The organism is Brevundimonas aurantiaca, from assembly GCF_014199955.1.
In the GTDB taxonomy this organism is placed as follows: domain Bacteria; phylum Pseudomonadota; class Alphaproteobacteria; order Caulobacterales; family Caulobacteraceae; genus Brevundimonas; species Brevundimonas aurantiaca.
In genome coordinates this window covers 585,511-605,633 of record NZ_JACHOQ010000002.1, presented here as the reverse complement: position 1 = coordinate 605,633, position 20,123 = coordinate 585,511, and the positions used below count along the sequence as shown (strand labels likewise).

Annotated in this window: 23 protein-coding genes; 10 read left to right on the top strand and 13 right to left on the bottom strand. The window is 67.1% G+C overall.

What is annotated here, in order from left to right:
* The 3 genes from GGQ93_RS07140 to GGQ93_RS07130 form a co-directional block, all read right to left on the bottom strand.
* Positions 1–576 (bottom strand): DUF2207 domain-containing protein, encoded by a 576-nt coding sequence (locus GGQ93_RS07140; RefSeq protein ID WP_224764289.1) that lies wholly within the window; start codon positions 574–576, stop codon positions 1–3.
* Positions 573–2,855 carry a TonB-dependent receptor gene (locus GGQ93_RS07135; protein WP_183215972.1) on the bottom strand — a complete coding sequence of 761 codons (2,283 nt, stop codon included), beginning with the start codon at positions 2,853–2,855 and terminating at the stop codon, positions 573–575. The genes GGQ93_RS07140 and GGQ93_RS07135 overlap by 4 nt, the downstream gene beginning before the upstream one ends.
* A gap of 112 nt (positions 2,856–2,967) precedes the next feature.
* Positions 2,968–5,583 (bottom strand): PAS domain-containing protein, encoded by a 2,616-nt coding sequence (locus GGQ93_RS07130; RefSeq protein WP_224764288.1) that lies wholly within the window; start codon positions 5,581–5,583, stop codon positions 2,968–2,970.
* Positions 5,584–5,827: 244 nt separating this feature from the next.
* On the opposite strand from GGQ93_RS07130, the gene GGQ93_RS07125 reads away from it, so the two are divergent.
* Genes GGQ93_RS07125 through GGQ93_RS07115 form a run of 3 tightly spaced genes read left to right on the top strand, consistent with a single transcriptional unit; the run spans position 5,828 to position 7,220 of the window.
* Positions 5,828–6,220 (top strand): NADH:ubiquinone oxidoreductase subunit NDUFA12, encoded by a 393-nt coding sequence (locus tag GGQ93_RS07125; RefSeq protein WP_054766897.1) that lies wholly within the window; start codon positions 5,828–5,830, stop codon positions 6,218–6,220.
* Complete coding sequence (locus GGQ93_RS07120) at positions 6,217–6,879, top strand: DUF2155 domain-containing protein (RefSeq protein ID WP_054765361.1); 663 nt, start codon at positions 6,217–6,219, stop codon at positions 6,877–6,879. Before GGQ93_RS07125 ends, GGQ93_RS07120 begins: the two co-directional genes overlap by 4 nt.
* Positions 6,880–6,896: 17 nt before the next feature.
* Positions 6,897–7,220, top strand: coding sequence for an EF-hand domain-containing protein (locus GGQ93_RS07115; RefSeq protein ID WP_054765362.1), 324 nt, complete (start codon positions 6,897–6,899; stop codon positions 7,218–7,220).
* Between the two features lie 55 nt (positions 7,221–7,275).
* On the opposite strand, the gene lepB is transcribed toward GGQ93_RS07115, so the two are convergent.
* The 5 genes from lepB to aroQ all read right to left on the bottom strand — a co-directional run bounded on the left by lepB (position 7,276) and on the right by aroQ (position 11,161).
* Complete coding sequence (lepB, locus tag GGQ93_RS07110) at positions 7,276–8,046, bottom strand: signal peptidase I (protein WP_182713681.1); 771 nt, start codon at positions 8,044–8,046, stop codon at positions 7,276–7,278.
* An 84-nt stretch (positions 8,047–8,130) separates the two neighbouring features.
* Positions 8,131–8,817, bottom strand: coding sequence for a leucyl/phenylalanyl-tRNA--protein transferase (gene aat, locus GGQ93_RS07105; RefSeq protein WP_183216111.1), 687 nt, complete (start codon positions 8,815–8,817; stop codon positions 8,131–8,133).
* Positions 8,814–10,166, bottom strand: coding sequence for an acetyl-CoA carboxylase biotin carboxylase subunit (gene accC / locus GGQ93_RS07100; RefSeq protein WP_183215968.1), 1,353 nt, complete (start codon positions 10,164–10,166; stop codon positions 8,814–8,816). The genes aat and accC overlap by 4 nt, the downstream gene beginning before the upstream one ends.
* Before the next feature lie 9 nt (positions 10,167–10,175).
* A complete protein-coding gene (gene accB / locus GGQ93_RS07095) occupies positions 10,176–10,667 on the bottom strand; it encodes an acetyl-CoA carboxylase biotin carboxyl carrier protein (RefSeq protein WP_054765365.1) in 492 nt (163 codons plus the stop codon).
* Between the two features lie 47 nt (positions 10,668–10,714).
* On the bottom strand, positions 10,715–11,161 hold the full coding sequence (aroQ, locus tag GGQ93_RS07090) for a type II 3-dehydroquinate dehydratase (RefSeq protein WP_183215966.1): 447 nt from the start codon (positions 11,159–11,161) through the stop codon (positions 10,715–10,717).
* 370 nt (positions 11,162–11,531) lie between these two features.
* Between aroQ and thiS the strand changes: the two genes are divergently transcribed.
* A complete protein-coding gene (gene thiS / locus GGQ93_RS07085; RefSeq protein ID WP_054766899.1) occupies positions 11,532–11,729 on the top strand; it encodes a sulfur carrier protein ThiS in 198 nt (65 codons plus the stop codon).
* Here the strand turns inward: thiS and GGQ93_RS07080 are convergent, their stop codons facing one another.
* Both GGQ93_RS07080 and GGQ93_RS07075 read right to left on the bottom strand, forming a co-directional pair.
* Entirely contained in the window at positions 11,730–12,107 is a 378-nt protein-coding gene (locus GGQ93_RS07080; RefSeq protein ID WP_224764287.1) for a type II toxin-antitoxin system VapC family toxin, read from the bottom strand.
* Between the two features lie 5 nt (positions 12,108–12,112).
* The gene (locus GGQ93_RS07075) at positions 12,113–12,382 is read right to left on the bottom strand and encodes a type II toxin-antitoxin system Phd/YefM family antitoxin (protein WP_183215962.1); all 270 of its coding nucleotides are present in this window, start codon (positions 12,380–12,382) and stop codon (positions 12,113–12,115) included.
* 114 nt (positions 12,383–12,496) lie between these two features.
* Here GGQ93_RS07075 and GGQ93_RS07070 point away from each other — a divergent pair, with 114 nt between their 5' ends.
* Together GGQ93_RS07070 and queF are read left to right on the top strand one after the other, a co-directional pair.
* Positions 12,497–13,279 (top strand): HisA/HisF-related TIM barrel protein, encoded by a 783-nt coding sequence (locus GGQ93_RS07070; RefSeq protein ID WP_183215960.1) that lies wholly within the window; start codon positions 12,497–12,499, stop codon positions 13,277–13,279.
* An 8-nt stretch (positions 13,280–13,287) separates the two neighbouring features.
* The gene (gene queF, locus GGQ93_RS07065) at positions 13,288–13,749 is read left to right on the top strand and encodes a preQ(1) synthase (RefSeq protein ID WP_054765370.1); all 462 of its coding nucleotides are present in this window, start codon (positions 13,288–13,290) and stop codon (positions 13,747–13,749) included.
* A 27-nt stretch (positions 13,750–13,776) separates the two neighbouring features.
* On the opposite strand, the gene GGQ93_RS07060 is transcribed toward queF, so the two are convergent.
* Positions 13,777–15,762: a TonB-dependent receptor plug domain-containing protein gene (locus GGQ93_RS07060; RefSeq protein WP_183215959.1), complete on the bottom strand. Its 1,986-nt coding sequence runs from the start codon at positions 15,760–15,762 to the stop codon at positions 13,777–13,779.
* A gap of 249 nt (positions 15,763–16,011) precedes the next feature.
* On the opposite strand from GGQ93_RS07060, the gene GGQ93_RS07055 reads away from it, so the two are divergent.
* Both GGQ93_RS07055 and GGQ93_RS07050 read left to right on the top strand, forming a co-directional pair.
* Positions 16,012–16,194 carry a hypothetical protein gene (locus GGQ93_RS07055; RefSeq protein ID WP_152949872.1) on the top strand — a complete coding sequence of 61 codons (183 nt, stop codon included), beginning with the start codon at positions 16,012–16,014 and terminating at the stop codon, positions 16,192–16,194.
* A 91-nt stretch (positions 16,195–16,285) separates the two neighbouring features.
* On the top strand, positions 16,286–17,158 hold the full coding sequence (locus GGQ93_RS07050; protein ID WP_152949873.1) for a DUF817 domain-containing protein: 873 nt from the start codon (positions 16,286–16,288) through the stop codon (positions 17,156–17,158).
* Here GGQ93_RS07050 and GGQ93_RS07045 read toward each other — a convergent pair.
* A complete protein-coding gene (locus tag GGQ93_RS07045) occupies positions 17,138–17,902 on the bottom strand; it encodes an EAL domain-containing protein (protein WP_152949874.1) in 765 nt (254 codons plus the stop codon). The genes GGQ93_RS07050 and GGQ93_RS07045 overlap by 21 nt on opposite strands.
* Positions 17,903–17,971: 69 nt before the next feature.
* Positions 17,972–18,580 carry a nitroreductase family protein gene (locus GGQ93_RS07040; protein ID WP_054765374.1) on the bottom strand — a complete coding sequence of 203 codons (609 nt, stop codon included), beginning with the start codon at positions 18,578–18,580 and terminating at the stop codon, positions 17,972–17,974.
* 45 nt (positions 18,581–18,625) lie between these two features.
* Between GGQ93_RS07040 and GGQ93_RS07035 the strand changes: the two genes are divergently transcribed.
* Both GGQ93_RS07035 and cysE read left to right on the top strand, forming a co-directional pair.
* On the top strand, positions 18,626–19,252 hold the full coding sequence (locus tag GGQ93_RS07035; protein WP_152949875.1) for an NUDIX domain-containing protein: 627 nt from the start codon (positions 18,626–18,628) through the stop codon (positions 19,250–19,252).
* Positions 19,253–19,272: 20 nt separating this feature from the next.
* Entirely contained in the window at positions 19,273–20,094 is an 822-nt protein-coding gene (cysE, locus tag GGQ93_RS07030) for a serine O-acetyltransferase (protein ID WP_054766901.1), read from the top strand.
* The last annotated feature ends 29 nt before the right edge of the window (positions 20,095–20,123 follow it).

The window sequence follows — 20,123 nt, the reverse complement described above, 5'->3', positions numbered from 1 at the left end:
TCAGAACCCCTTGAGCATGGCGGCGGCGAAGGTCGCCAGGCTGACGCCGACCAGGACGGCGGTGGCGCGCAGGATCTTGTCGTCGGCCAGGGTCCAGGCCATGGCGGCGCCCCACAGCAAGGGCGCCAGAAGTCCGCCCAGCACCAGCCGGGTCTCGGCCGCGCCGGGACAGAAGGCGACGAAGGCGATGGCGGTGCCCATGGCGGCGATCATGCCGATCGGTCCGGCCAAAAGGGCGCGAAGCCAGCCGCGCCAGGCCTTGGCGCCCCGGTTGGACGGTTCGGGCGCCAGGCTGCGTTCGGCCCGTCCGCGCGCGGTGCGCCGTTCCATGCCCCAGGACACCACCAGAAGGACACAGACCGAGATCAGCGTCACGGCGATGAAGGGACCACGCGCCGGCCCCAGCCAGAAGGCGGAAGCGAAGACGAGTGCGGCCAGGACCGCCCAGCCGCCGATGATCCACAACGGACGTCGCGCGGTGCGATCCCCCCAGGCGCGGCGCAGCAACCGCGCCCCGCCGACCCCGCCGGCGATCAGCGGGATCGACGCGAGAACGGTGATCGTCTCCGGGCTCACCAGCGCGCCTGAAGCATCAGGCCCACGACCCGCGGATCGCCCAGGACGGCCTGGTTCGTCTGGGCGCGGTCGTAGCTCATATAGTGTTCGTCGAAGAGGTTCTTGGCGTAGACATAGGCGCCCCAGGGGCCGGTCTCATAGCCGATCTTTCCATTGACCAGGGTGCGGCCGCTGACGCGGCTGTCGCCCTGGCTGAATCCCGTGCTGGTGAACACCTCGGATCGATAGTTGGCGTTCAGATTGGCGACGAAGCCGTCGCCCCAGCGGTAGTTGCCGCCCAGGGCCAGGGTCCAACGGGGGGCGAAGGAAAATTCCGAGCCGGTCAGATCGCTGGTCTGGCCGTTCACCGTCGTCGTGAACTCGTCGAAATGGGTGCGGGTGTAGCCGGCAGAGGCGTACCAGTCGAAGGTGGACGAGAGCCGGTGCGCCGTCTCGATCTCGAACCCGTACAGATGCGACCGACCGGCGTTGACCGTGTGGCTGTCGTACAGGTTGATGCCGAAGTTCACATAGACCTGCTGGTCGGTCCAATCGACATAATAGGCGTTGGCGTTGACGGTCAGGGCGCCGTCCAGCCAGGCGGAGCGCAGGGACGCCTCATAATTCCAAGTGTATTCGGGGTCATAGGCGAACAGCTGGGATCGGGCCGTATTGCTGCTGGATCCGCCGGAACGATAGCCGCGCTGGACGACGAAACCTGCGGTCACGTCCGGCGTCAGGTCGTAGAGTACGCCCAGCTTGGGCAGAAAGGCCTCGAACTCTCGCGTGGCGGGGGGCGTGGCCGATCCCGCCTGGGCCACCATGGCGGCCACCCCGGCATTGATTCCGGTCACAGCCAGATACAGGGGCGAACCCGCCGCGCCGAAGGCCGCCGGATCGGGATAGACGCCGGCGAACCGGGCCGATTGCGTGACCTGGGTGGTGTTTTCCTCATGATCCCAGCGGAAGCCGCCCACGATCGACAGGCGGTCGGTCAGGTTCCACTCGCCGTCGCCGAACAGGGCGTAGGTCGTGACCTGGGCCGGAAAATCGCCCGTATAGTCCACGGGAATGACGGGCAGGACGGCGGCGTATTGGGCGGCGATGGCGGCTGCGGCGGAGGTCGGGAAGCCGCCGGCGCTCAGGAGGCCCGCAATGGTGTTGACCGGCGTCGGCACGTCGGTGCGGCTGGCCGAAATGCGCCTCTGATCGCGATCATAATAGAAGGCGCCGATCAGGCCGTGCAGACGGTCGCCTTGATAGTTGAGGCGCAACTCCTGGGTCAGGGTCTCGAAGTCGTCGCCGTTCTTGCCGTAGCTGACGGCCTGGGCCGTCCCGTCGCCGTCGTACTGAACACGCTGGGCCACATCGCTCCAGGAGGTCACGGCCGAGATCGACAGCCGGTCGGACAGCCTTTGGGTTAGCTCAAGGGTCGCCAGATCGGCCTCGACATGGCTCAGGTTGGCCGTGTCCGAGAAAGCCCGCCGGTTCTCGTAGAAGTCCGGCGCATTGGTGTTGGTGTAGACGAACAGGTAGCCGCCGTCGCTTTCGAACCGGGTGTAGCCCAGGCGCGCCTCGAATCCCGGCAGAGCCTTGGGCGTCCACAGCAGCCGTCCCCGCACCGTCAGACTGTCGACCGGGTCTTCAGGCTGGTCCAGGGTCACATTGTGCGTGAAGCCGTCGCCGTCCCGCTTTTCAGCCGACAGGCGGAACGCCAGCTCGTCCGCGATAAGAGGCCCGCCTCCGGCGACCGCCAATGTGGTTTCGTCAGGCGAGGCGATGGTGGCGCGGGTGCGAAGGTCCCAGTCGAAGGTCGGGTCCACGGTCCGCATCACCACGGCGCCGGCCAGGGCGTTCAGACCTTGCAGCGTCGATTGCGGTCCGCGGAAGACCTCCACCTGACGCATGTCCCAGACGTCGGTCGGACCGTTGAACGTGATGGCGGCGGGCAGGGGCGCGCCATCGACATAGATGGTCGCCAGGGAAGAGTCGCCGCCGCCCGACACGCCGTTGTTGTTGATGCCCCGAATCGTGAAGCCGTTGTGGCCGTAGGTCTCGGACATGTTGGCGGTGCGCTGGAAGATTTCGGCCAGCGACTGGATGGCTTCTTGGTTGATCCGGCGCGCGGTGACGACGCCGACGCTGGTCGGGGTGTCCTGCAACGAGCGATCCGTCTTTTCGCCGGTGACGACGATCTCATCCAGCGTCGTCGTCTGATCGCCCGTTTGCGCCCTGGCCCCAAGCGGGCTCAGAGCCAGAACGGCGATGGCCGTAGAGGCCAGAAGGTGAAGTCGCGACATGGCATCCCCCGCTCGCTGAGTTCGTGCGGAGCGCCGTAAAAGGGTCAGTAATGCGAGTCAATCGCATTCTCAAAATAATCTGAGCCGTTCCGATGTTTCGGCGGATCGGGTCTCAGTCGGCGGTGAGGATGGCCTTAACCCGCCGGGCCAGTTCGTCCATGGCGAAGGGCTTGGTCAGTATGTGCATTCCCGGGTCGAGGTGGCCGTGGCTGAGGACGGCGTTCTCGGCATAGCCGGTGACGAACAACACCTTCAGATCGGGTCGGACCGCGCGCGCGGCGTCGGCCACCTGGCGGCCGTTCATCCCGCCAGGCAAGCCGACGTCGGTGATCAGGAGATCGATGGGGCGGTCGGTGTTCAGGGTCGCGAGGCCGGCCTTTCCGTCCTCGGCCTCCATGGTCGCGTAACCCAACTGACCCAGGACTTCCGAGGCCAGCATCCGCACCGTCGGTTCGTCGTCCACGATCAGGATCGTCTGGCCCGCCGTCGCCTGGGGCGTGTCGGCCGCGCTCGGCGTCGGCTCGGGCGCTTCGGCCGCGCCCAGGTGGCGGGGCAGGTACAGGCAGACCATCGTCCCTTGGCCCGGTTCCGAATAGATTCGGACCTGTCCGCCTGACTGGCGGGCGAATCCATAGATCATCGACAGGCCCAGACCCGTGCCCTGGCCGATCGGCTTGGTGGTGAAGAAGGGTTCGAAGGCCCTAGCCACGACGTCCGGCGCCATGCCTGCGCCCGTATCGGACACGCACAGCGACACATATTGGCCCGGCGGCAGTTCGCATTCCGCCGCCACCCGCTCGTCCAGCCAGCGATTGCCGCTTTCGATGGTCAGTTTGCCGCCCTCGGGCATGGCGTCTCGGGCGTTGATGCACAGGTTCAGCAAGGCGTTTTCCAACTGACCCGGATCCACCAGCACGGGCCACAGACCGCCCCCGTGCACGGCTTCGACGGTGATGCCCGGCCCCATGGTGCGCTGGATCAGCTCCTCCATCCCCCTCGCCAGCCGGGCCAGATCGGTGGGGCGAGGGGCCAGGGTCTGGCGACGCGAGAAGGCCAGCAGGCGGTGAGTCAGGGACGAGGCGCGGCGCGCGGCGCCCTGGGCGGCGGTGATGAAGCGATCCGCCTCATTGATCCGCCCTTCGGCCAGCCGCTTGGCCAACAGATCCAGGCTTCCGGTTATGCCCGTCAGCAGATTGTTGAAGTCATGGGCGATGCCGCCGGTGAGCTGTCCGACCGCCTCCATCTTCTGGGATTGGCGCAGAGCCTCCTCGCTCTTCATCAAGGCGGCGGTCCGCTCTTCGACTTGACGTTCCAGAGAAGCCGCCAGGTCCGCGAGGTTGCGCTCGACCCGTCGGCGTTCCGTCGCGGCGCGAGTCCGCTCGGCCACGTCGCGGATGAAGGCCATTTCGTCTTCAGGCCATGCACGGGTCGTGGCGTGGTTCAGATAGAGCAGGGCCACCAGACCGCCCTGTTCGGTCAAGGGCATGTTGACGAAGGCGCGCGCACTGATGGCCTCCAGCGCCTGGGCCGTCTGGGACGTGCGGGGGTCCAGCCGCGCGTCGGCGATCACGGCGGTCTCGCCGCGCTTCAGCTCCTCGATGTAGGAGCCGTAGTCGCGGAAGTGCAGCACGCCGGCCAGCGTCTTTATTCCAGGCGCGTTCCAGTCGCGGTCGATGGTGATCGTCTCGGCCTGTCGATCGACCAGGCCGTAACCGGCGCGGCTGACCTCCAGGGTGCGGCCCAGAACCTGGGCCGCTGCGTAGGAGATGTCGGCGGGGTCGTCCAGATCGCGCAGGGCGTCCGACAGCTCCACCAGGGCGGTCCGCATCTTCTGGGACCGCACTTCGCGGGTGATGTCCTGGGTCACGCCCGCGATACGAAGCGGCGCGCCGTCCGCATCGCTGATCAGCACGCCGCGCGCCTTCATCCAGCGGGTTTCGCCCTGGGGCGTCACGATGCGGTGGGTGATGTCGTAGTCCGCGCCGTCGTTAATCGTGGCGTCGCTCTGGGCGCGAACGGCGTCGCGATCCTCAGGGTGGATCAGCGACTGACGATCCTCATAGGTCATCGGCCGATCGCTCGGCCATCCCAGCAAGGCCTTGTAGGCCTCCGAGGCCGCCAAGGATCGGCTGGCGACATCCACGCTCCAGGCGCCCAGCCCCCCGGCGGCCATCGCCAGCTCAAGTTCGCGCTCGCGTTCCTGCGCAAGGGTCAGGCGGTTCGTCAGCTCCGCCGACAGGGCGGCGTTGCGGGATTTCAGCCCCTCGACCTTTTCCCGGTCGCGTGTGACGTCCAACTGACTGGCGAAGAAATAGGCCAGGTCGCCGTAGCCGTCATAGACCGGCGCCAGCAACAGGCGGTTCCAGAAGGCGGACCCGTCCTTGCGATAGTTGCGGATGTCGATCTCGATCGGCGCGGCGTCTTTCACAGCCCTGTGGATGCGCTTGACCGTCTCCGGCTCGGTCTCCGGCCCTTGCAGGAACCGGCAGTTTCGACCGAGAATTTCGGACCGCTCATAGCCGGTCAACCGGCAGAAGGCGTCATTGGCGAAGACGACCGGATTATCCGGCAGACGAGGGTTTGTCACAATCATCGGCATGCGGGTCGCCCGCACGGCGGCGACGAAGGGATCGGTCCCGCGGTCGATGCCAGCGACCTCATCGGCGATTCGCTCGGCGTCCAGGGCCTCCACCTGACCGTCGTTGGCGTTCCGCCTGTCCTTGTCCAAATCTCGCATCCTCAAGTGATCCGCCGAAAGGGCGACGCTTAAAACACCCCCGAGGGCAGTTCGGTTCTAAACAGATTCACAGGTTTAGGTTTGATCCTTTCCCCTCGCGTCGCGCGGAAAGGATCGAAAGCGGCCAGCCGCCGTCGGCGCGCCTCAATGCTGGACGAACGGGGCTGGGGTTTCTATGATCGCGCCAGACCGTCGGGGTTTCGCCCGCGGCGTCTTTTCGCGTGGGTTTGACGACGTGCTGAACAAAATTTTCGCCTGGTGGAATGGGGCCACGATCGGCACCCTGTTTACGATCGCCAAGCGCGGCCGCTTCGTCGGGACCGATGAGTTCGGCAACAAATATTACGAGGCCAAGGACCACTCCAGCTATGACGGCCGCAAGCGTCGCTGGGTCGTCTATGAAGGCTATGCAGACGCCACGAAGGTGTCGCCGGACTGGCACGGCTGGCTGCGTTACACCTTTGACCTGCCGCCGACCGAGGCGCCCCTGTTGCGCCGCCCGTGGGAAAAGGACCATCTGCCCAATCTGACGGGCACGCCCATGGCTTGGCGTCCGCAGGGCTCGCTGGCCGCAGAGGCCAAGCGCCCGGCGGCCACGGGCGATTATCAGGCCTGGACGCCCGAGTGAGACGGAATCGGCTGCTGACGGCTGGGGCGAGCCTCGTGCTGGCGCTCAGCGCCGGGGCGGTCACCGCCAGCGTCCTTCAGGATGCGCCCCGCGACGCGCGTCCGGTTCAACAGGATCCGATCGGCGAAATCCTGAGAAACACGCCGGCGACGCCGGCCGTCCCGACCGAGACGGCCCCCTCTGGCACGCCTGCGCCTCGCGCGCCGATCGCCGTCTCTCCTCCACCGTCGGTTCAAATCGCCGAGGACGCGGCCGTGGCCGAAAAAGCCGAGGAAGAGGTCGAGGCGGAAGCGCCGGTGGCCGAAAAGCCGATCGAACAGCCCGAGACTCCAGCCCGCCGTCAGCGGCGCAAGTTCGCCGTCATCCAGGCCCTGGACAAGACCACGGCCGAGACGATGAAGTTCGAGGTCGAGGTCGGCGGTCGGCCGGTCCGGTTCAACAAGAATCTGATCTTCACCGCCCGCGCCTGCGAAGTCTCCACGCCCGACGAACTGACCGAAGACGCCATCGCCTATCTTCAGGTCGCGGTTCAGAGCCGAGGCGCCGCCTCGGCCGAGCCGCGCCAAGTCTTCCGCGGTTGGATGTTCGCCTCGTCTCCGGCCGTCAGCGGGCTTCAGCACCCGAACTACGACGCCTGGGTCGTAGGCTGTAAGAACTGAGCGGGGCGGGCGGCGACATGGCGCCTCGGCCGCTGAAGAAGACGGAGACCATCGAAATCCGTCTGCCGCACGACACCAAGACGGCCTTCATGGCGCGTTGCCGCGCCGAGGGCCGCACCGCCAGCGACGTGCTTCGCCGTTTCATCGACGCCGAACTGGCCGCGCGTCCACGCCGGTTCGACGGCCGCCTGCTCCTGGCGGCGGTTCTGGCCGCCCTGGCCCTGGGGGGCGTCGCCGCGCCGTCCCTGGCTGAGAGCGTGACGCCGACCCGAACCGCCTTTGATCGCCTGGACCGCGACCATGACGGCCGTCTTAGCTTCGAAGAGTTCCGCGCCCGCTAGAGCATGATCGTTTCGGACGGAACCGCTTCGCGGTTCCTCCTCAACGGATCAGGCTCTAACGGATCGGGACGAAGAACCGGCCTCCGCGCAACTGGGTCCAGGTCCAGGGCTTGACCAGGGCCGCGCCCGGCTTCCAGGACCAGGCGATGAACTCCGCTCTTCCTATGATGTTCTGGGCGGGCAACAGACCGACCCCGACCGAGGCGGGCCAGCGCCCGTCCAGCGAGTTGTCGCGATTGTCGCCCATCATCAGATAACGGCCGGCCGGCACCCGATAGATTTCGGTGTCGTCGCCGGGCAGGTCGGGACCGCCGTCATAGGTGACATAGTGTTTGCCGTTGGGCAGGGTCTCGGCCACCAACCGCACCGTGCGGGCCGGATCGTCATGGTCTTGGGTGATGCCCAGCCGGGTCTGGGGGATAGGCCGGTCATTGACGAAGACGGTTCCGCCCCGCACCTGAACCGCGTCGCCCGGCAGGCCGATCACCCGTTTGATCCAGACCTGTTTCGGATCGCGCGGCAGGCGGAAGACGACGACGTCGCCCCGCCGGGGCTGACGCTGACCCAGCCGACCCTCGCCCTCTGGACGGCCTGCGGGCAGGGAGGCCCTGCTCCAGCCATAGGCGAATTTGGAGACGACGATGTAGTCGCCGACCACCAGTCCCGGCTCCATCGAGGAGCTGGGAATGGTGAAGGGCTGGTAGGCGATGGTGCGAAAGGCCGTGGCCAACACGAGGGCGACGATCACTGTCACAGCAATCTCGAACGCGTCACGCCAGAGGGCGCGTGCGGGGAGGGGCGGGGTGTTTGAAGCGGCTTGGGTCATGCGCCTGAAGAGGCCGCATCCCTTACGCCGTCGCCAGCGCGAACCTGTCCGGACGCCGGAATAGCGTGTCCGGACAGCCGGAAATCAGCCGCCCGCCGTCGCCAGCGCGACGGCCTCGGCGCCGCTCATCGGCCCCCACAGGGCGGTCTCGTCGACGACAGTCCTGAGCGCCGGCTTCAGGCGACGCAGATAGGCCGCCTGGGGCGTCTCGACCGCCCCGAACTGGCTGAGGTGTTCGGTCAGGAACTGGGCGTCCAGCAGGCTCCAGCCACCCTTTCTCAACCGTGCGACCAGATGGACCAGGGCGACTTTTGAGGCGTCCCGCTCGCGGCTGAACATGCTTTCGCCGAAGAAGGCGCCGCCCAGGGAGACGCCGTACAGGCCCCCCACCAGCCGTTCGTCCTTCCAGCATTCGATCGAATGGACATGGCCGTGGGCGAACAGGGCGGCGTACAGGCGGCGGATCGGCGCGTTGATCCAGGTGTCCTGACGCTCGGGCCCTTGCGCCGCAGCACAGCCGTCCAGCACAGCTTCGAAGGCCGTATCCACCCGTACCTCGAAAGGCTCGCCCCGGACGGTTCGGCGCAGGCGGGTGGGGATGTGGAAGCCGTCCAGCGGGATGACGCCTCGCTGCTCGGGCTCGATGATGAAGACACGCGGATCGTCGCGCGACTCGGCCATCGGGAAGACGCCCCGGGCGTAACAGGCCAGCAGGTCCTCGGAGCCGAAGCCGCCGAACGGCCCGCTGGCGCTGTAGTCGGGGTCGGTCAGGCGTCGCCCTTCTGACGGGCGGCCCACTTCTCCAGCCAGTGGATGTCATAGTCGCCGGACAGGATGTCGGGCTCGGCCAACAGGCGCTGGAACAGGGGGATGGTGGTGTCCACGCCGCCGACCACGACCTCATTCAGCGACCGCTTCAGGCGGGCGATGGCCTCCTCGCGGTCGCGGCCGTGGACGATCAGCTTGCCGATCAGGCTGTCGTAATAGGGCGGGATCGAATAGCCGGCGTAGATGGCGCTATCCAGCCGCACGCCCAGGCCGCCCGGCGCGTGGAAGTCGGTGACCTTGCCCGGCGAGGGCGTGAAGGTCTCCGGGTTTTCAGCGTTGATCCGCACCTCGATGGCGTGGCCCTGGAACTTGATGTCCTCCTGGGTGAAGGACAGCGGCAGACCGGCCGCGATCCGCACCTGTTCGCGGACCAGATCGACGCCGGTGATCATTTCCGTAACCGGATGCTCGACTTGCAGGCGGGTGTTCATCTCGATGAAGAAGAACTCGCCGTCCTCCCACAGGAATTCGATCGTGCCGACGCCCAGATAGCCGATGGCGGCTATGGCCTTGTTGACCGTCTCGCCGATCTTCTTTCTGCCTTCAGCAGAGAGTGCGGGCGAGGGGGCCTCTTCCAGCACCTTTTGGTGACGGCGCTGCAGCGAGCAGTCGCGTTCGCCCAGGTGGACGACATTGCCGTGGCTGTCGGCGATGACCTGGATCTCGATGTGGCGCGGCTTCTGGAGGTAGCGCTCCATATAGACGGCGCCGTTGCCGAAGGCGGCCTTGGCCTCGGACTGGGCGGTCTGGACGGCCTCGATCAGGTCGTCAGGCGTCAGGGCCACCTTCATGCCGCGTCCGCCGCCGCCCGCCGCCGCCTTGACGATCAGGGGGAAGCCGATGGACTTGGACGCCTCGATGGCGGCCTCGACCGTCTCCACCTCGCCGTCCGAGCCGGGGACCACGGGAATGCCGGCGTCCTTGACCGTCTGTTTGGCGGTGATCTTGTCGCCCATGACCCGGATATGTTCGGGCTTGGGGCCGATGAAGGTCAGGCCGTGGGCGCCGACGATCTCGGCGAACCGCGCGTTCTCCGACAGAAAGCCGTAGCCGGGGTGGATCGCCTGGGCCCCGGTGATCTCGGCCGCCGCGATGATCGACGGGATGTTCAGATAGGATTTGGCCGCCGAGGCGGGACCGATGCAGACGCTCTCATCGGCCAGCCGCACCCACATGGCGCCGCGGTCGGCTTCGGAGTGCACGGCGACGGTGGAGATGCCCATCTCCTTGCACGCCCGATGAATGCGAAGCGCGATCTCGCCGCGATTGGCGATCAGGACTTTGGTGAACATCAGGGCGCCTTAGGCTTCCAGCAGGACGAGGGCTTCGCCGTACTCGACCGGCTGGGCGTCGCCGACCAGAATCTCAGCCACCACGCCGTCGCGCGGCGCCTGGATCGGGTTCATGGTCTTCATGGCTTCGACGATCAGCAGGGTCTGACCCTTCTTCACCTTGTCGCCCGGCTGGACGAAGGGCGCGGCTTCCGGCGAAGGCTGCAGGTAGGCGGTGCCGACCATCGGCGACTTCACCTCTTCGCCGGCGCGGGCGACGATGGTGGCGGGGTCGGACGGCATAGCGGCCGGCGCGGCGACGGCGGCCGCAGGCGCAGCGGCCGGAGCCGGGGCGGCGGCGTACTGGACGGGGGCTGCGTTGACGGTGACCTCGCGCGCCACGCGGATGCGCAGCTCGCCGCGCTCGACCTCGACCTCGGTCAGGTCGGTCTCGTTCAGGATCTCGGCCAGCTGGCGAACCAGGGACGCGTCGATCTCGGCGTGTTTCTTGTCATCGGCCATTGGATTGCGCCTTTGTCTTTCGTCTTGGATTGCGAACGGGTCGGCCCTCAGGCGCGTTCCCGGATCTGGGTCAGGGCCGCCTGCACGGCCAGTTCATAGCCTGCCGCGCCGAAGCCGGCGATGACGCCGGTCGCCGCGGACGACACATAGGAGTGATGGCGGAACGCCTCGCGCGCCGCCGGATTGGACAGATGAAGCTCAATGACCGGTATGGTCAGGGTCTTCAGCGCGTCGTGCAGGGCGACCGAGGTGTGGCCATAGGCCGCTGGGTTGAGGATCAGGGCCTGCGCCTTCTCACGCGCCTCCTGGATCCAGTCCACCAGCACGCCTTCATGGTTGGTCTGGCGGAACACGATCTGCGCCTCGCCCGCCGCCGTCACGCAGCGCCGCTCGATGTCCGCGAGGGTGTCGCGGCCATAGATCTCCGGCTCCCGCACCCCCAGGAGGTTCAGGTTAGGGCCGTTCAGCACATGGATGACGGACGTGTCGGACATCGGTTCTCGAAACGAGGCTCCGGAATCGGGCGACCTCTGACGGTTCAGGGCCGGCCTTGTAGCTCAGGCGCGGCGCGGGTCAAAGCGCAGCGTGGAAACGGCTTGACCTAACGTCATCCGCGCGGGCGTCAACGGATTTCCCGTCGGAGGGGCGAGAAGGCGGGGAAAAGGGGGAGAACGGATGGGTTTGGTGGGCGCTAGCCTTCCGTCTCCCCATCACCCACCGCCGTCGTCCTCGGGTCAAGCCCGAGGACGACGAATAGGGGTAGGCGACGAATAGGGGTAGGCCATGTGAATGCGGCGGCGCCTCATGCCCTCCGCGCCGAAACGCGCTATGACACGCCGACACACGGGCATCGAGGCAGACGGTTTGCGTATTCAAGTCAACGGCGATCCACGCGAGGTCTATGCGACGACCGTGACGGAGCTGGTCGAGGAACTGGCGCTGGACCCCCGCAAGGTGGCGGTGGAGCGTAATCTGGAGATCGTGCCCCGGTCGCTGCACGCCGTCACCGCCCTGGCCGAGGGGGACCGGATCGAACTGGTCCAGTTCGTCGGCGGCGGTTGATCAGACCTTGAGGATGGGGCCGGGGTAGAAGGCGACCTGCCGGTCGGCCGTCAGCAGTCGCATTCCCTCGGCCATGGCCTGGGCGATAAGCAGCCGGTCGAACGGGTCGCGGTGGATCAGCGGTAATCCTGCCAGTTCCAGCGCGTGCAGGCTGGTCACCGGAATTTCCTCATAACCCGCGTCCAGCAACTGGCGGCGGAACACCAGGGCGTCCAAGTCGAAGTCAGGTCGCTTCAGGCCGTGCTTGACGACGACCTCCCAGATATTGACCGCGCTGAACACCAGTTGATTGTCGGGATCGGCCATCAAGGCTTGCGCCTTGGCGGGAAGCCGTGCGCGATCCTCCGACGCCCAGAGCAGCAGGTGAGTGTCGATCAACAGCCTCATTGGCCCTCGTCGCCCTCGTGAACGCCTTCACCATAGATCATCGCCTCGATTTCGGCCTGACCCATGGTGTCGAAGTCGTCAGGAACTTTAATCTGACCACGCATGAAGCCGAACCGACGCGAGGTGTCGATCGGCGTCTCCTCGATGGGAACCAGTTTGGCGATCGGCTTGCCTGCCTTGGCGATGGTGATGGTTTCACCCTTGGCGGCCCGGTCCAGCAGGCGCGACAGGTGGGTCTTGGCCTCGTGGACGTTAACCGTTTCCATGCGTCGCTCCCGGTGAACTTAGTCCACTTAGTCTAGTTCATCTGGCCCGGTCTCGCAACGCGGCGTGATCGATCCGCCCTTTCGCATCGTCCTCGACAGGACTAGGTCACCACCATGACCGATACAGCTCCCGAAACCTGGTCCGTCGCCGGCCGCACCTTTAACTCGCGCCTGATCGTGGGCACCGGCAAATACGCCGACTACGCTCAGAACGCCGCCGCCGCCGAGGCGGCGGGGGCCGAGATCGTGACCGTGGCCGTGCGCCGGGTGAATCTGACCGATCCGAACCAGCCGATGCTGGTCGACTATGTGAAGCCTGACCGGTTCACCTTCCTGCCCAACACCGCCGGCTGTTTCACCGGCGAGGACGCGGTGCGCACCCTGCGCCTGGCGCGCGAGGCGGGGGGGTGGAGTCTGGTCAAGCTGGAGGTCCTGTCCAACACCGCCCACCTCTATCCCGACATGGTCGAGACCCTGCGGGCCCTGGACATGCTGATCAAGGACGGGTTCGACGTCATGGTCTATTGCACCGACGACGTGGTCATGGCCAAGCGGCTGGAAGACGCCGGCGCCGCCGCCATCATGCCGGCCGCCGCCCCGATCGGCTCTGGGCTCGGCATCCAGAACGAGGTCAATGTCCGGCTGATCGTCGAACAGGCCAAGGTGCCGGTTCTGGTGGACGCCGGAGTGGGCACGGCCTCGGACGCCACCAGGGCGATGGAACTGGGCTGCGACGCCGTCTTGATGAACACCGCCATTGCCGGGGCCAAGGATCCGATCCGCATGGCGCGCGCGATGAAGCACGCCGTGATCGCCGGTCGCGACGCCTATCTGGCGGGGCGGATGCCCAAGCGGATGTACGCCGACCCGTCGTCGCCCCTGGCCGGCCTGATCTGAGGCGCGCCATGACCCACTACACCGACAACCTCAGCCAGCTGGGCGCCCAGACCGCCGCCCCGACCAGTCCCGAGACGGCCGTGCTGGAACGGGTGCCGAACCCGCATGCGGATACGCTGTATCTGGCCCGGTTCACAGCGCCCGAATTCACCAGCCTGTGCCCGGTGACGGGCCAGCCGGACTTCGCCCATATCGTCATCGACTATGCGCCGGGCGACTGGCTGGTCGAGTCCAAGAGCCTGAAACTGTACCTGACCAGTTTCCGCAACCACGGCGCCTTCCACGAGGACTGCACCGTCGCCATCGGCCGGCGGCTGGCGGATCTGCTGGAGCCGAAATGGCTGAGGATCGGGGGGTATTGGTATCCGCGCGGGGGGATACCGATCGACGTCTTCTGGCAGACGGGCCCGGCGCCCGAGGGCCTGTGGCTGCCGGACCAGGGCGTGCCGACCTATCGCGGGCGGGGGTGAGATCGCACCCCGCCCGCGACGTCTGGATCAACCGCCGAAACGGATACGGACCCCGGCGTTGGCGACGAACCCCTCCAACGGGGCCCAGGCGTCGGTTGTCCAGCGGCCGTCCGCCGTGCGGGTCGGCCTGAGCAAGGAATCGCTCCGGGTCTGGCGTTCGTCCAGAAGGTTTTCCAGGTTCAGGAACAGGCGGTAGCGACCCAGAACCACCTCGCCCAACAGCCCCAGCTCCCAGTAGGCCTCGCCGCGATCGCGGTAGGGATCGTCGTCCAGCGGCTGGGCGCCTGTGTAATAGGCCTCGAAGCCGAGGCGGCCGCGATCGTGTTCCTCCCACATGGCCACGAAGCCGGCCGAATGACGCGGCGTCATCGGCGTGTCGCGCCGCGCAGATCCTGCTTCCTCCGGCTCGTCGGCGTCCAGATACATGTAGTTGGCGGTGAGCACGAAAGGCGCCCGGCGCCAGCGGCCCAGCAGCTCGACCCCACGGGTGCGGGTGACGCCGTCCACGTTGATCAGCCGCGCTCGGTCGGCGGAGACAGGCTGAAGCCGCACTGCGTCGTCTATGTCCGACCCGAACAGCGTCAGGCTGGTCTCCCAAGATCCTCTGGCCCAGCCCAGGTCCAGCGAGGCGGTCGAGGCCGTTTCCACCTCCAGATTGGCGATGGGCTCCAGCCGCGACAGGCCCGCAGCCTCGGTCTCCTCCACGAAGGGCGTAGGGGCGAAAAAGCCGCGTCCCCACGAACCCCGCACGGTCCACGGACCCGGTCGCCAAAGCAGGGACAATCGCGGGCTGAACTGACCGCCGTAGCGGCTGTGGTCGTCATAGCGGGCGCTGGCCGAAACCGTCAGATCCTCGGTCCAGTCGCGTTCGACCTGGGCGAAAACGGCCGGGGCCGTGTAGCGATAGTCGAAGGCCGGGAAGGCGTCCGAGGCGTAGTCATCCGCCTGCCATACCAGGCCGCCCATCCAGTCGGCGCCCATAGCCTCGGCCGAGACGGAGGACTCCACCAGGAAGGTCTGGTGGCGGTCTTCTTCGATCAGATCGCCGTACCGGTGGCGGTGGCTCTGTTCGACGGCGGACGCGCGGGCCTGGAGCCAGGCGCTGTCGCCCAGAGGCCGTTCATAGACGGCGCCGGCGTCCAGGCGGTCAGTCTCCTGATCCAGTCGGAAGGGCTGACCGTCGGGGGCCAGGGCGCCGTCGCGCGTGCCGCCCCGCCGCCGCTCGGTCATGCCGCCTGCCGTCAGGAACAGGGTCGCGCCGTCGTCGCCGTTCCAAAACAGCCGCGGCCGGGCCGACCAGCGCGTGTAGCCGGCCATGTCGATCCAGCCGTCGTCGTCCAGGTCCTGGATCGCCTGATGATTGTAGGTCGCCAGGACGGAGCCGCTCCAGTCTGAAGACAGGGGAGCAGCGGCGTAGGCCGAGACGTCCTGACCGTCGCGCGAAGTGGCGTTCAGGATCAACTCGCCTTCGCGGGTTTCGTCCGGTCGGCGGGAGATCAGATTGACCACGCCGCCCAAAGCCTGTCCGCCGTATAGAGCCGAGGCGGCGCCCTTGATCACCTCGACCTGCCCCAGATCGCTGGGCGGGATCTGCAGCAGGCCCAGGGACGAGGATTGGCCGCCGTAAAGGGGCAGGCCATCGGCCAGCAACTGAGTGTAGCGACCCCTCATGCCTTGAACGCGGACGTTGGCGGATCCCAGTCCGGGGGAGGTGACCTGGACGCGCACCCCGCCGGTTTCGGCCAGGATCATCGAGATGTTGCCTGGACGCATGATGAGCTTTTCGGCGATCTCCTCTTCGTTCAGCACCTCGATCCGGACGGGCTCGTCCTGAACGCGGCGGCGGGAGCGGGTCGAGACGACGAAGATCTCCTCCAGCTCCGCGACTTCTTCGGCGGGCGGTGTTTGGGGCGGGTATGGCGAGGTCTGGCTCTGGTCTTGGGTGAGGGCGGCGGCGGCGGGCAGCAGAGTCGCGAAGGCGACTCCGGCCAGGAGATGATAGGCGATGGTCATGATCTGATCCTCGGCCGGCGCACGGGCCGGCCCTGACGACGATAGGCGCGCTCCACCCAGCAGCGGAACGACGCGGACGAGGCGAAGTGGGCCTGTGCGGCCCTGGCGGGATCAGACGCGCGGGGGGCGGTCGGGGCCGGCGGTATCGACCGGCGTAGGTTCCGGCGACTGACGCCAGGCGTGACGCGCGGCTGTGTGAGCCAGCGTCTGGATCAGGATCGGGTCTGATCTATATGCGGGGTGAGGCGCGTGGCAGCAGCCGTTGGCGCAGGCAGGCCCGCAATCGATGCAGCCCTGGTCCTGATCCGAAACGGCTTCGCCGACGACAGCGACTGCCGCGCAGTTCGCTTCGGCGCAGGCGTGGGCCGACGCCGCCGGCGCAAAGGCGACAAGCGCCAGCACCAGCTGCAAAACCAGCTTCAGACCGGCTGACAGGGAGGGCCCAGGGCGTCGCATCGCGGGCCGAGGCTTAAGTTGATCGACAGCGGATGGCAAGTCCGCCGGCTTGGGCTAAGCCTTGGGCATGTCGCGAAGTTCCTCCTTGCCTCTGGAAGCCTGGGGGCGCCGTCTCCTCACGCGCGCCCAGACCTGGGCCGACCGGTCTCGTCCGCGTCGCTACGCCTACGAGTTCCTTTGGTTCGGGCTGAAACAGGGGTGGGCGTGTCTGTTCGGGGGGCTGATGCTGGGGCTGATCGTCGGCACCTTCCTGTGGTGGCCGGATCAGTCGCCGATCTCGCGGTATGATTTTCTGGCGGTCGGGGCGGTGATGATCCAGGCGGCTATGCTGGCCTTCCGGCTGGAGAGCTGGGAGGAGGCGCGGGTGATCTTCCTGTTCCATGTGGCGGGGACGATCATGGAGCTGTTCAAGACGGCGCACGGGTCGTGGGTCTATCCGGAGGACAGTCTGCTGCGCATCGGCGCCGTGCCCCTGTTCTCGGGCTTCATGTATGCGGCGGTGGGCAGCTATATCGCGCGGGTGCAGCGGATATTCCATATCCGGGTGCGCGGCTATCCGCCGCTGTGGACGACCTGGGTGTTGGCGGCAGCCGTCTATGTGAATTTCTTCGCCCATCACTGGCTGCCGGACGTGCGGATCGTTCTGTTTCTGGCGACAGTCCTGCTGTTCGGGCGGGGCTGGTTCTATTTCACGGCGGACCGGCGTCGGCGGTCGATGCCGCTGCTGCTGGGCTATGGGCTGGTGGCCCTGTTCATCTGGGTCGCCGAGAACCTGGGCACCTTCGCGCGGGCCTGGACCTATCCGGGGCAGGACGGGGGCTGGGAGCCGGTGTCCCTGCACAAGCTGGGGGCCTGGTTCCTGCTGATGATCATCTCGGTGGTGCTGGTGTCTCTGGTGCACCGGCCGGAGAAAGAACCGTCAGGCGGTGCGGGCCAGTGACGCGGCGCGGGGCCAGGCGACCAGCCCCAGGGCCTCAAGCGCCGGTCTTGCCAACAGATAGCCCTGCATCAGATCGACGCCCAAGTCGCGCAGGACGTCCTGTTCGGCCGGGGTCTCTATACCTTCGCAGACCGGTTCAACGCCCAGATCGCGCAGCATGTTCAGGGTGTTGCGCACGATGGTGCGCTTAACCGGATCGGTGTCGATGTCGCGGATCAGGGCCATGTCCAGCTTGACGATGTCCGGCTGGAACAGGGTCAGCAGACCCAGGCCCGCGTAACCGGCGCCGAAGTCGTCGATGGCCGTCTTGAACCCCATGGCGCGATAGGAGCGCAGGATGTTCAGGATGTGGTCGGCGTCCATCGCCTCGCTCTCGGTGAACTCAAAGATGATCTTGTTCACGGGGAAGCCTGTTCGCATCGCCGCCGCCAGGGTGGCGCGGATGCAGGCGCGCGGCTCATAGACCGCATTGGGCAGAAAATTGATCGACAGGTTGGCGCCCGTCGCCGCCATGTCGAGCCCGGCCGCCAGTTCGATCGCGGTGGTGCGACAGACCTGATCGAAGGCGTAGCGGTTGTGGTCAGCTATCTGAGCCAGCACCTGACCGGCGCCGGCGCCGTCCTTGCCCCGCACAAGCGCCTCGTAGGCGAAGACTGTCTGTGTTGAGACGTTGACGATGGGCTGGAAAGCCATGGTGATGGGCAGGTCGAACCCCGCCCCATCTTTGCAACCCACACAGGACATCGGACCACTCGCTACAGCTAAGGGTCTGACGCTTAGAGGGAAAAGATTAACGACAAGGCCTGTCCAGATCTAGGGCAGGCGGGTGACCTTGGCCGCCATGTCGGGGCGGGGGCGTTCCAGGGCCGGTTCGTTCAGGGTTCCGATATGGATGAAGCCGGCGACCGCCTCGCCGTCGGTCAGGCCGAACAGGGCTGTGGCCTGGGCGTCATAGCTGTACCAGTCCGTGATCCAGCTGGAAGCATAGCCGAAGGCGCCGGCCGCATGCTCCAGATTCATACAGACCGCGCCGGCCGACATCTGCTGCTCCCAGAGCGGCTTGGCGTCGGGCACGGGCGCCGAGATGACCAGGACGGTGACGGGGGCGGCGGTCAGCTTGGCCAGGACCGCCTGCTCCTTGGCGGGACGGCCCTGGGTCTGCGCAAGGCCGGACAGTTTTTCGGCGATTTCCCCGCGGCTCTGCGGCCCCAGGACCACGAACCGCCAGGGAAACAGCTTGCCGTGATCGGGCGTGCGGGCGCCCAGGGTCAGGATCTGATCCAGTTCGGCCTCGGTCGGGCCGGGGCTGGTCAGGGCCTGGGCCGGGGCGGAGCGGCGTGAGGCCAGCCGATCGCGCAACTCCTGCGACGGGACCGGGGCGGGCAGGGGGGCGTTCAACGGAAAGAGAGGCGAAGGGGTCATGCGGTCTAGCTAGGCTTTCCCCCCGCCGTCCGCCATAGCTGAGGTATGAGCGATTTCGACGAACCGAAATGGGCCGCCGGCCTGGCCAAGCCGCCGGCCTGGCGCAGCAAGACCGAGGAGACGGTGTTCGAAAATCCGTGGATGCGGTTGACGCGGCACCGGGTGATCGCCCCGACGGGCCAGTTGGCGGACTATGCGGTGATGCGGCCCAAGAATGTCGCGACCGGGGTGCTGCCGGTGCATGACGACGGCACGGTGGTTCTGGTCGGGCAGCAGAGGTTCGCCTTCGCCAACTATTCCTGGGAGATGCCCGAGGGCGGGGCGTCCCTCGACGAGGATCCGTTCGACGGCGTCCGGCGGGAGCTGGCCGAGGAGGCGGGGCTGGAGGCCGCCCACTGGACGCCGGCCCTGACGATGGAGCTGTCGAACTCTGTCACGACCGAGATGGCGCACACCTGGATCGCCTGGGGCCTGAGGCCTGTGCCGGTGGCGCCGGACCCGACCGAGGTGATCGCCGTCGTGCGCGTGCCGTTCCTGGATCTGCTCGACGAAGTCGGGCGCGGGACGGTGCGGGACAGCCTGACGGTGGCGACGGCGTATAAGGCCTATCATATGGGCTTGAATGGAGCCCTGCCTCCGGCGCTGGCTAAGGCCATGCTGGGGCGGGTATGATGTCGCCGAAGGAGTCCGGCATGCCCAAGCTTGAAGTCGTCGCGGAAACTGACAGCGTGTGGCGCCAGCTGCGCGCCTCCGCCGAGGCCGCCTCGCGCGAGGAGCCCCAGCTGGGTTCGCAGATGAACGCCGTCATCCTGTCGCACGATGATCTGGCCGGCGCCCTCAGCTTCCAGATCGCGCGTAAACTGGCCGATCCGGAAATGAGCGCCATGTCGGTGCGCGAGGTCTGCCTGTCGGCCTTCGCCGCCGATCCGGCCATGGTCGCGGCGGCCGAGGCGGATCTGCGCGCAGTGGCCGAGCGCGATCCGGCCATCCGCAATCTGTTGCAGCCCTTCCTCTATTTCAAAGGCTTCCAGGCCTTGCAGGGCTGGCGCGTGGCCCATTGGCTGTGGGGCCAGGGCCGTGAGACCCTGGCCTTCCACTTCCAGAGCCGGATTTCCGAGCTGTTCCAGCTGGACATCCATCCGGCGGCGCGGCTGGGCCAGGGGCTGTTCCTCGACCACGGCACCGGCATCGTCATCGGCGAGACGGCGGTGGTCGGCGACGACGTCTCCATGCTGCACAGCGTCACCTTGGGCGGCACGGGGGCCGAGCGCGGCGACCGCCACCCCAAGATCGGCAAGGGCGTCCTGCTGGGCGCCGGCGCCAAGGTGCTGGGCAATATCCATATCGGCGACTACGCCAAGGTGGCCTCGGGCTCGGTGGTGCTGAAGCCTGTGCCGTCCGGCTGCACCGTGGCCGGGGTGCCGGCGCGCCTGGTCAACTGCCCCACCGGCGCCGAACCGGCCCGGACCATGGACCATACGTTGGCCGAGGTCGTGTACGACTTCGTGATCTGAGGAGGAGCCGAGCGGACCTTCACGCTCCT

Bases quoted from the DNA above. Each gene is read 5' to 3' on its own strand.
- GGQ93_RS07135 (WP_183215972.1), bottom strand. From the start codon at position 2,855: ATGTCGCGACTTCACCTTCTGGCCTCTACGGCCATCGCCGTTCTGGCT.
- GGQ93_RS07115 (WP_054765362.1), top strand. From the start codon at position 6,897: ATGGCGCCTCGGCCGCTGAAGAAGACGGAGACCATCGAAATCCGTCTG.
- lepB (WP_182713681.1), bottom strand. From the start codon at position 8,046: ATGACCCAAGCCGCTTCAAACACCCCGCCCCTCCCCGCACGCGCCCTC.
- accC (WP_183215968.1), bottom strand. From the start codon at position 10,166: ATGTTCACCAAAGTCCTGATCGCCAATCGCGGCGAGATCGCGCTTCGC.
- accB (WP_054765365.1), bottom strand. From the start codon at position 10,667: ATGGCCGATGACAAGAAACACGCCGAGATCGACGCGTCCCTGGTTCGC.
- aroQ (WP_183215966.1), bottom strand. From the start codon at position 11,161: ATGTCCGACACGTCCGTCATCCATGTGCTGAACGGCCCTAACCTGAAC.
- GGQ93_RS07075 (WP_183215962.1), bottom strand. From the start codon at position 12,382: ATGGAAACGGTTAACGTCCACGAGGCCAAGACCCACCTGTCGCGCCTG.
- GGQ93_RS07070 (WP_183215960.1), top strand. From the start codon at position 12,497: ATGACCGATACAGCTCCCGAAACCTGGTCCGTCGCCGGCCGCACCTTT.
- queF (WP_054765370.1), top strand. From the start codon at position 13,288: ATGACCCACTACACCGACAACCTCAGCCAGCTGGGCGCCCAGACCGCC.
- GGQ93_RS07060 (WP_183215959.1), bottom strand. From the start codon at position 15,762: ATGACCATCGCCTATCATCTCCTGGCCGGAGTCGCCTTCGCGACTCTG.
- GGQ93_RS07050 (WP_152949873.1), top strand. From the start codon at position 16,286: ATGTCGCGAAGTTCCTCCTTGCCTCTGGAAGCCTGGGGGCGCCGTCTC.
- GGQ93_RS07045 (WP_152949874.1), bottom strand. From the start codon at position 17,902: ATGTCCTGTGTGGGTTGCAAAGATGGGGCGGGGTTCGACCTGCCCATC.
- GGQ93_RS07040 (WP_054765374.1), bottom strand. From the start codon at position 18,580: ATGACCCCTTCGCCTCTCTTTCCGTTGAACGCCCCCCTGCCCGCCCCG.
- GGQ93_RS07035 (WP_152949875.1), top strand. From the start codon at position 18,626: ATGAGCGATTTCGACGAACCGAAATGGGCCGCCGGCCTGGCCAAGCCG.
- cysE (WP_054766901.1), top strand. From the start codon at position 19,273: ATGCCCAAGCTTGAAGTCGTCGCGGAAACTGACAGCGTGTGGCGCCAG.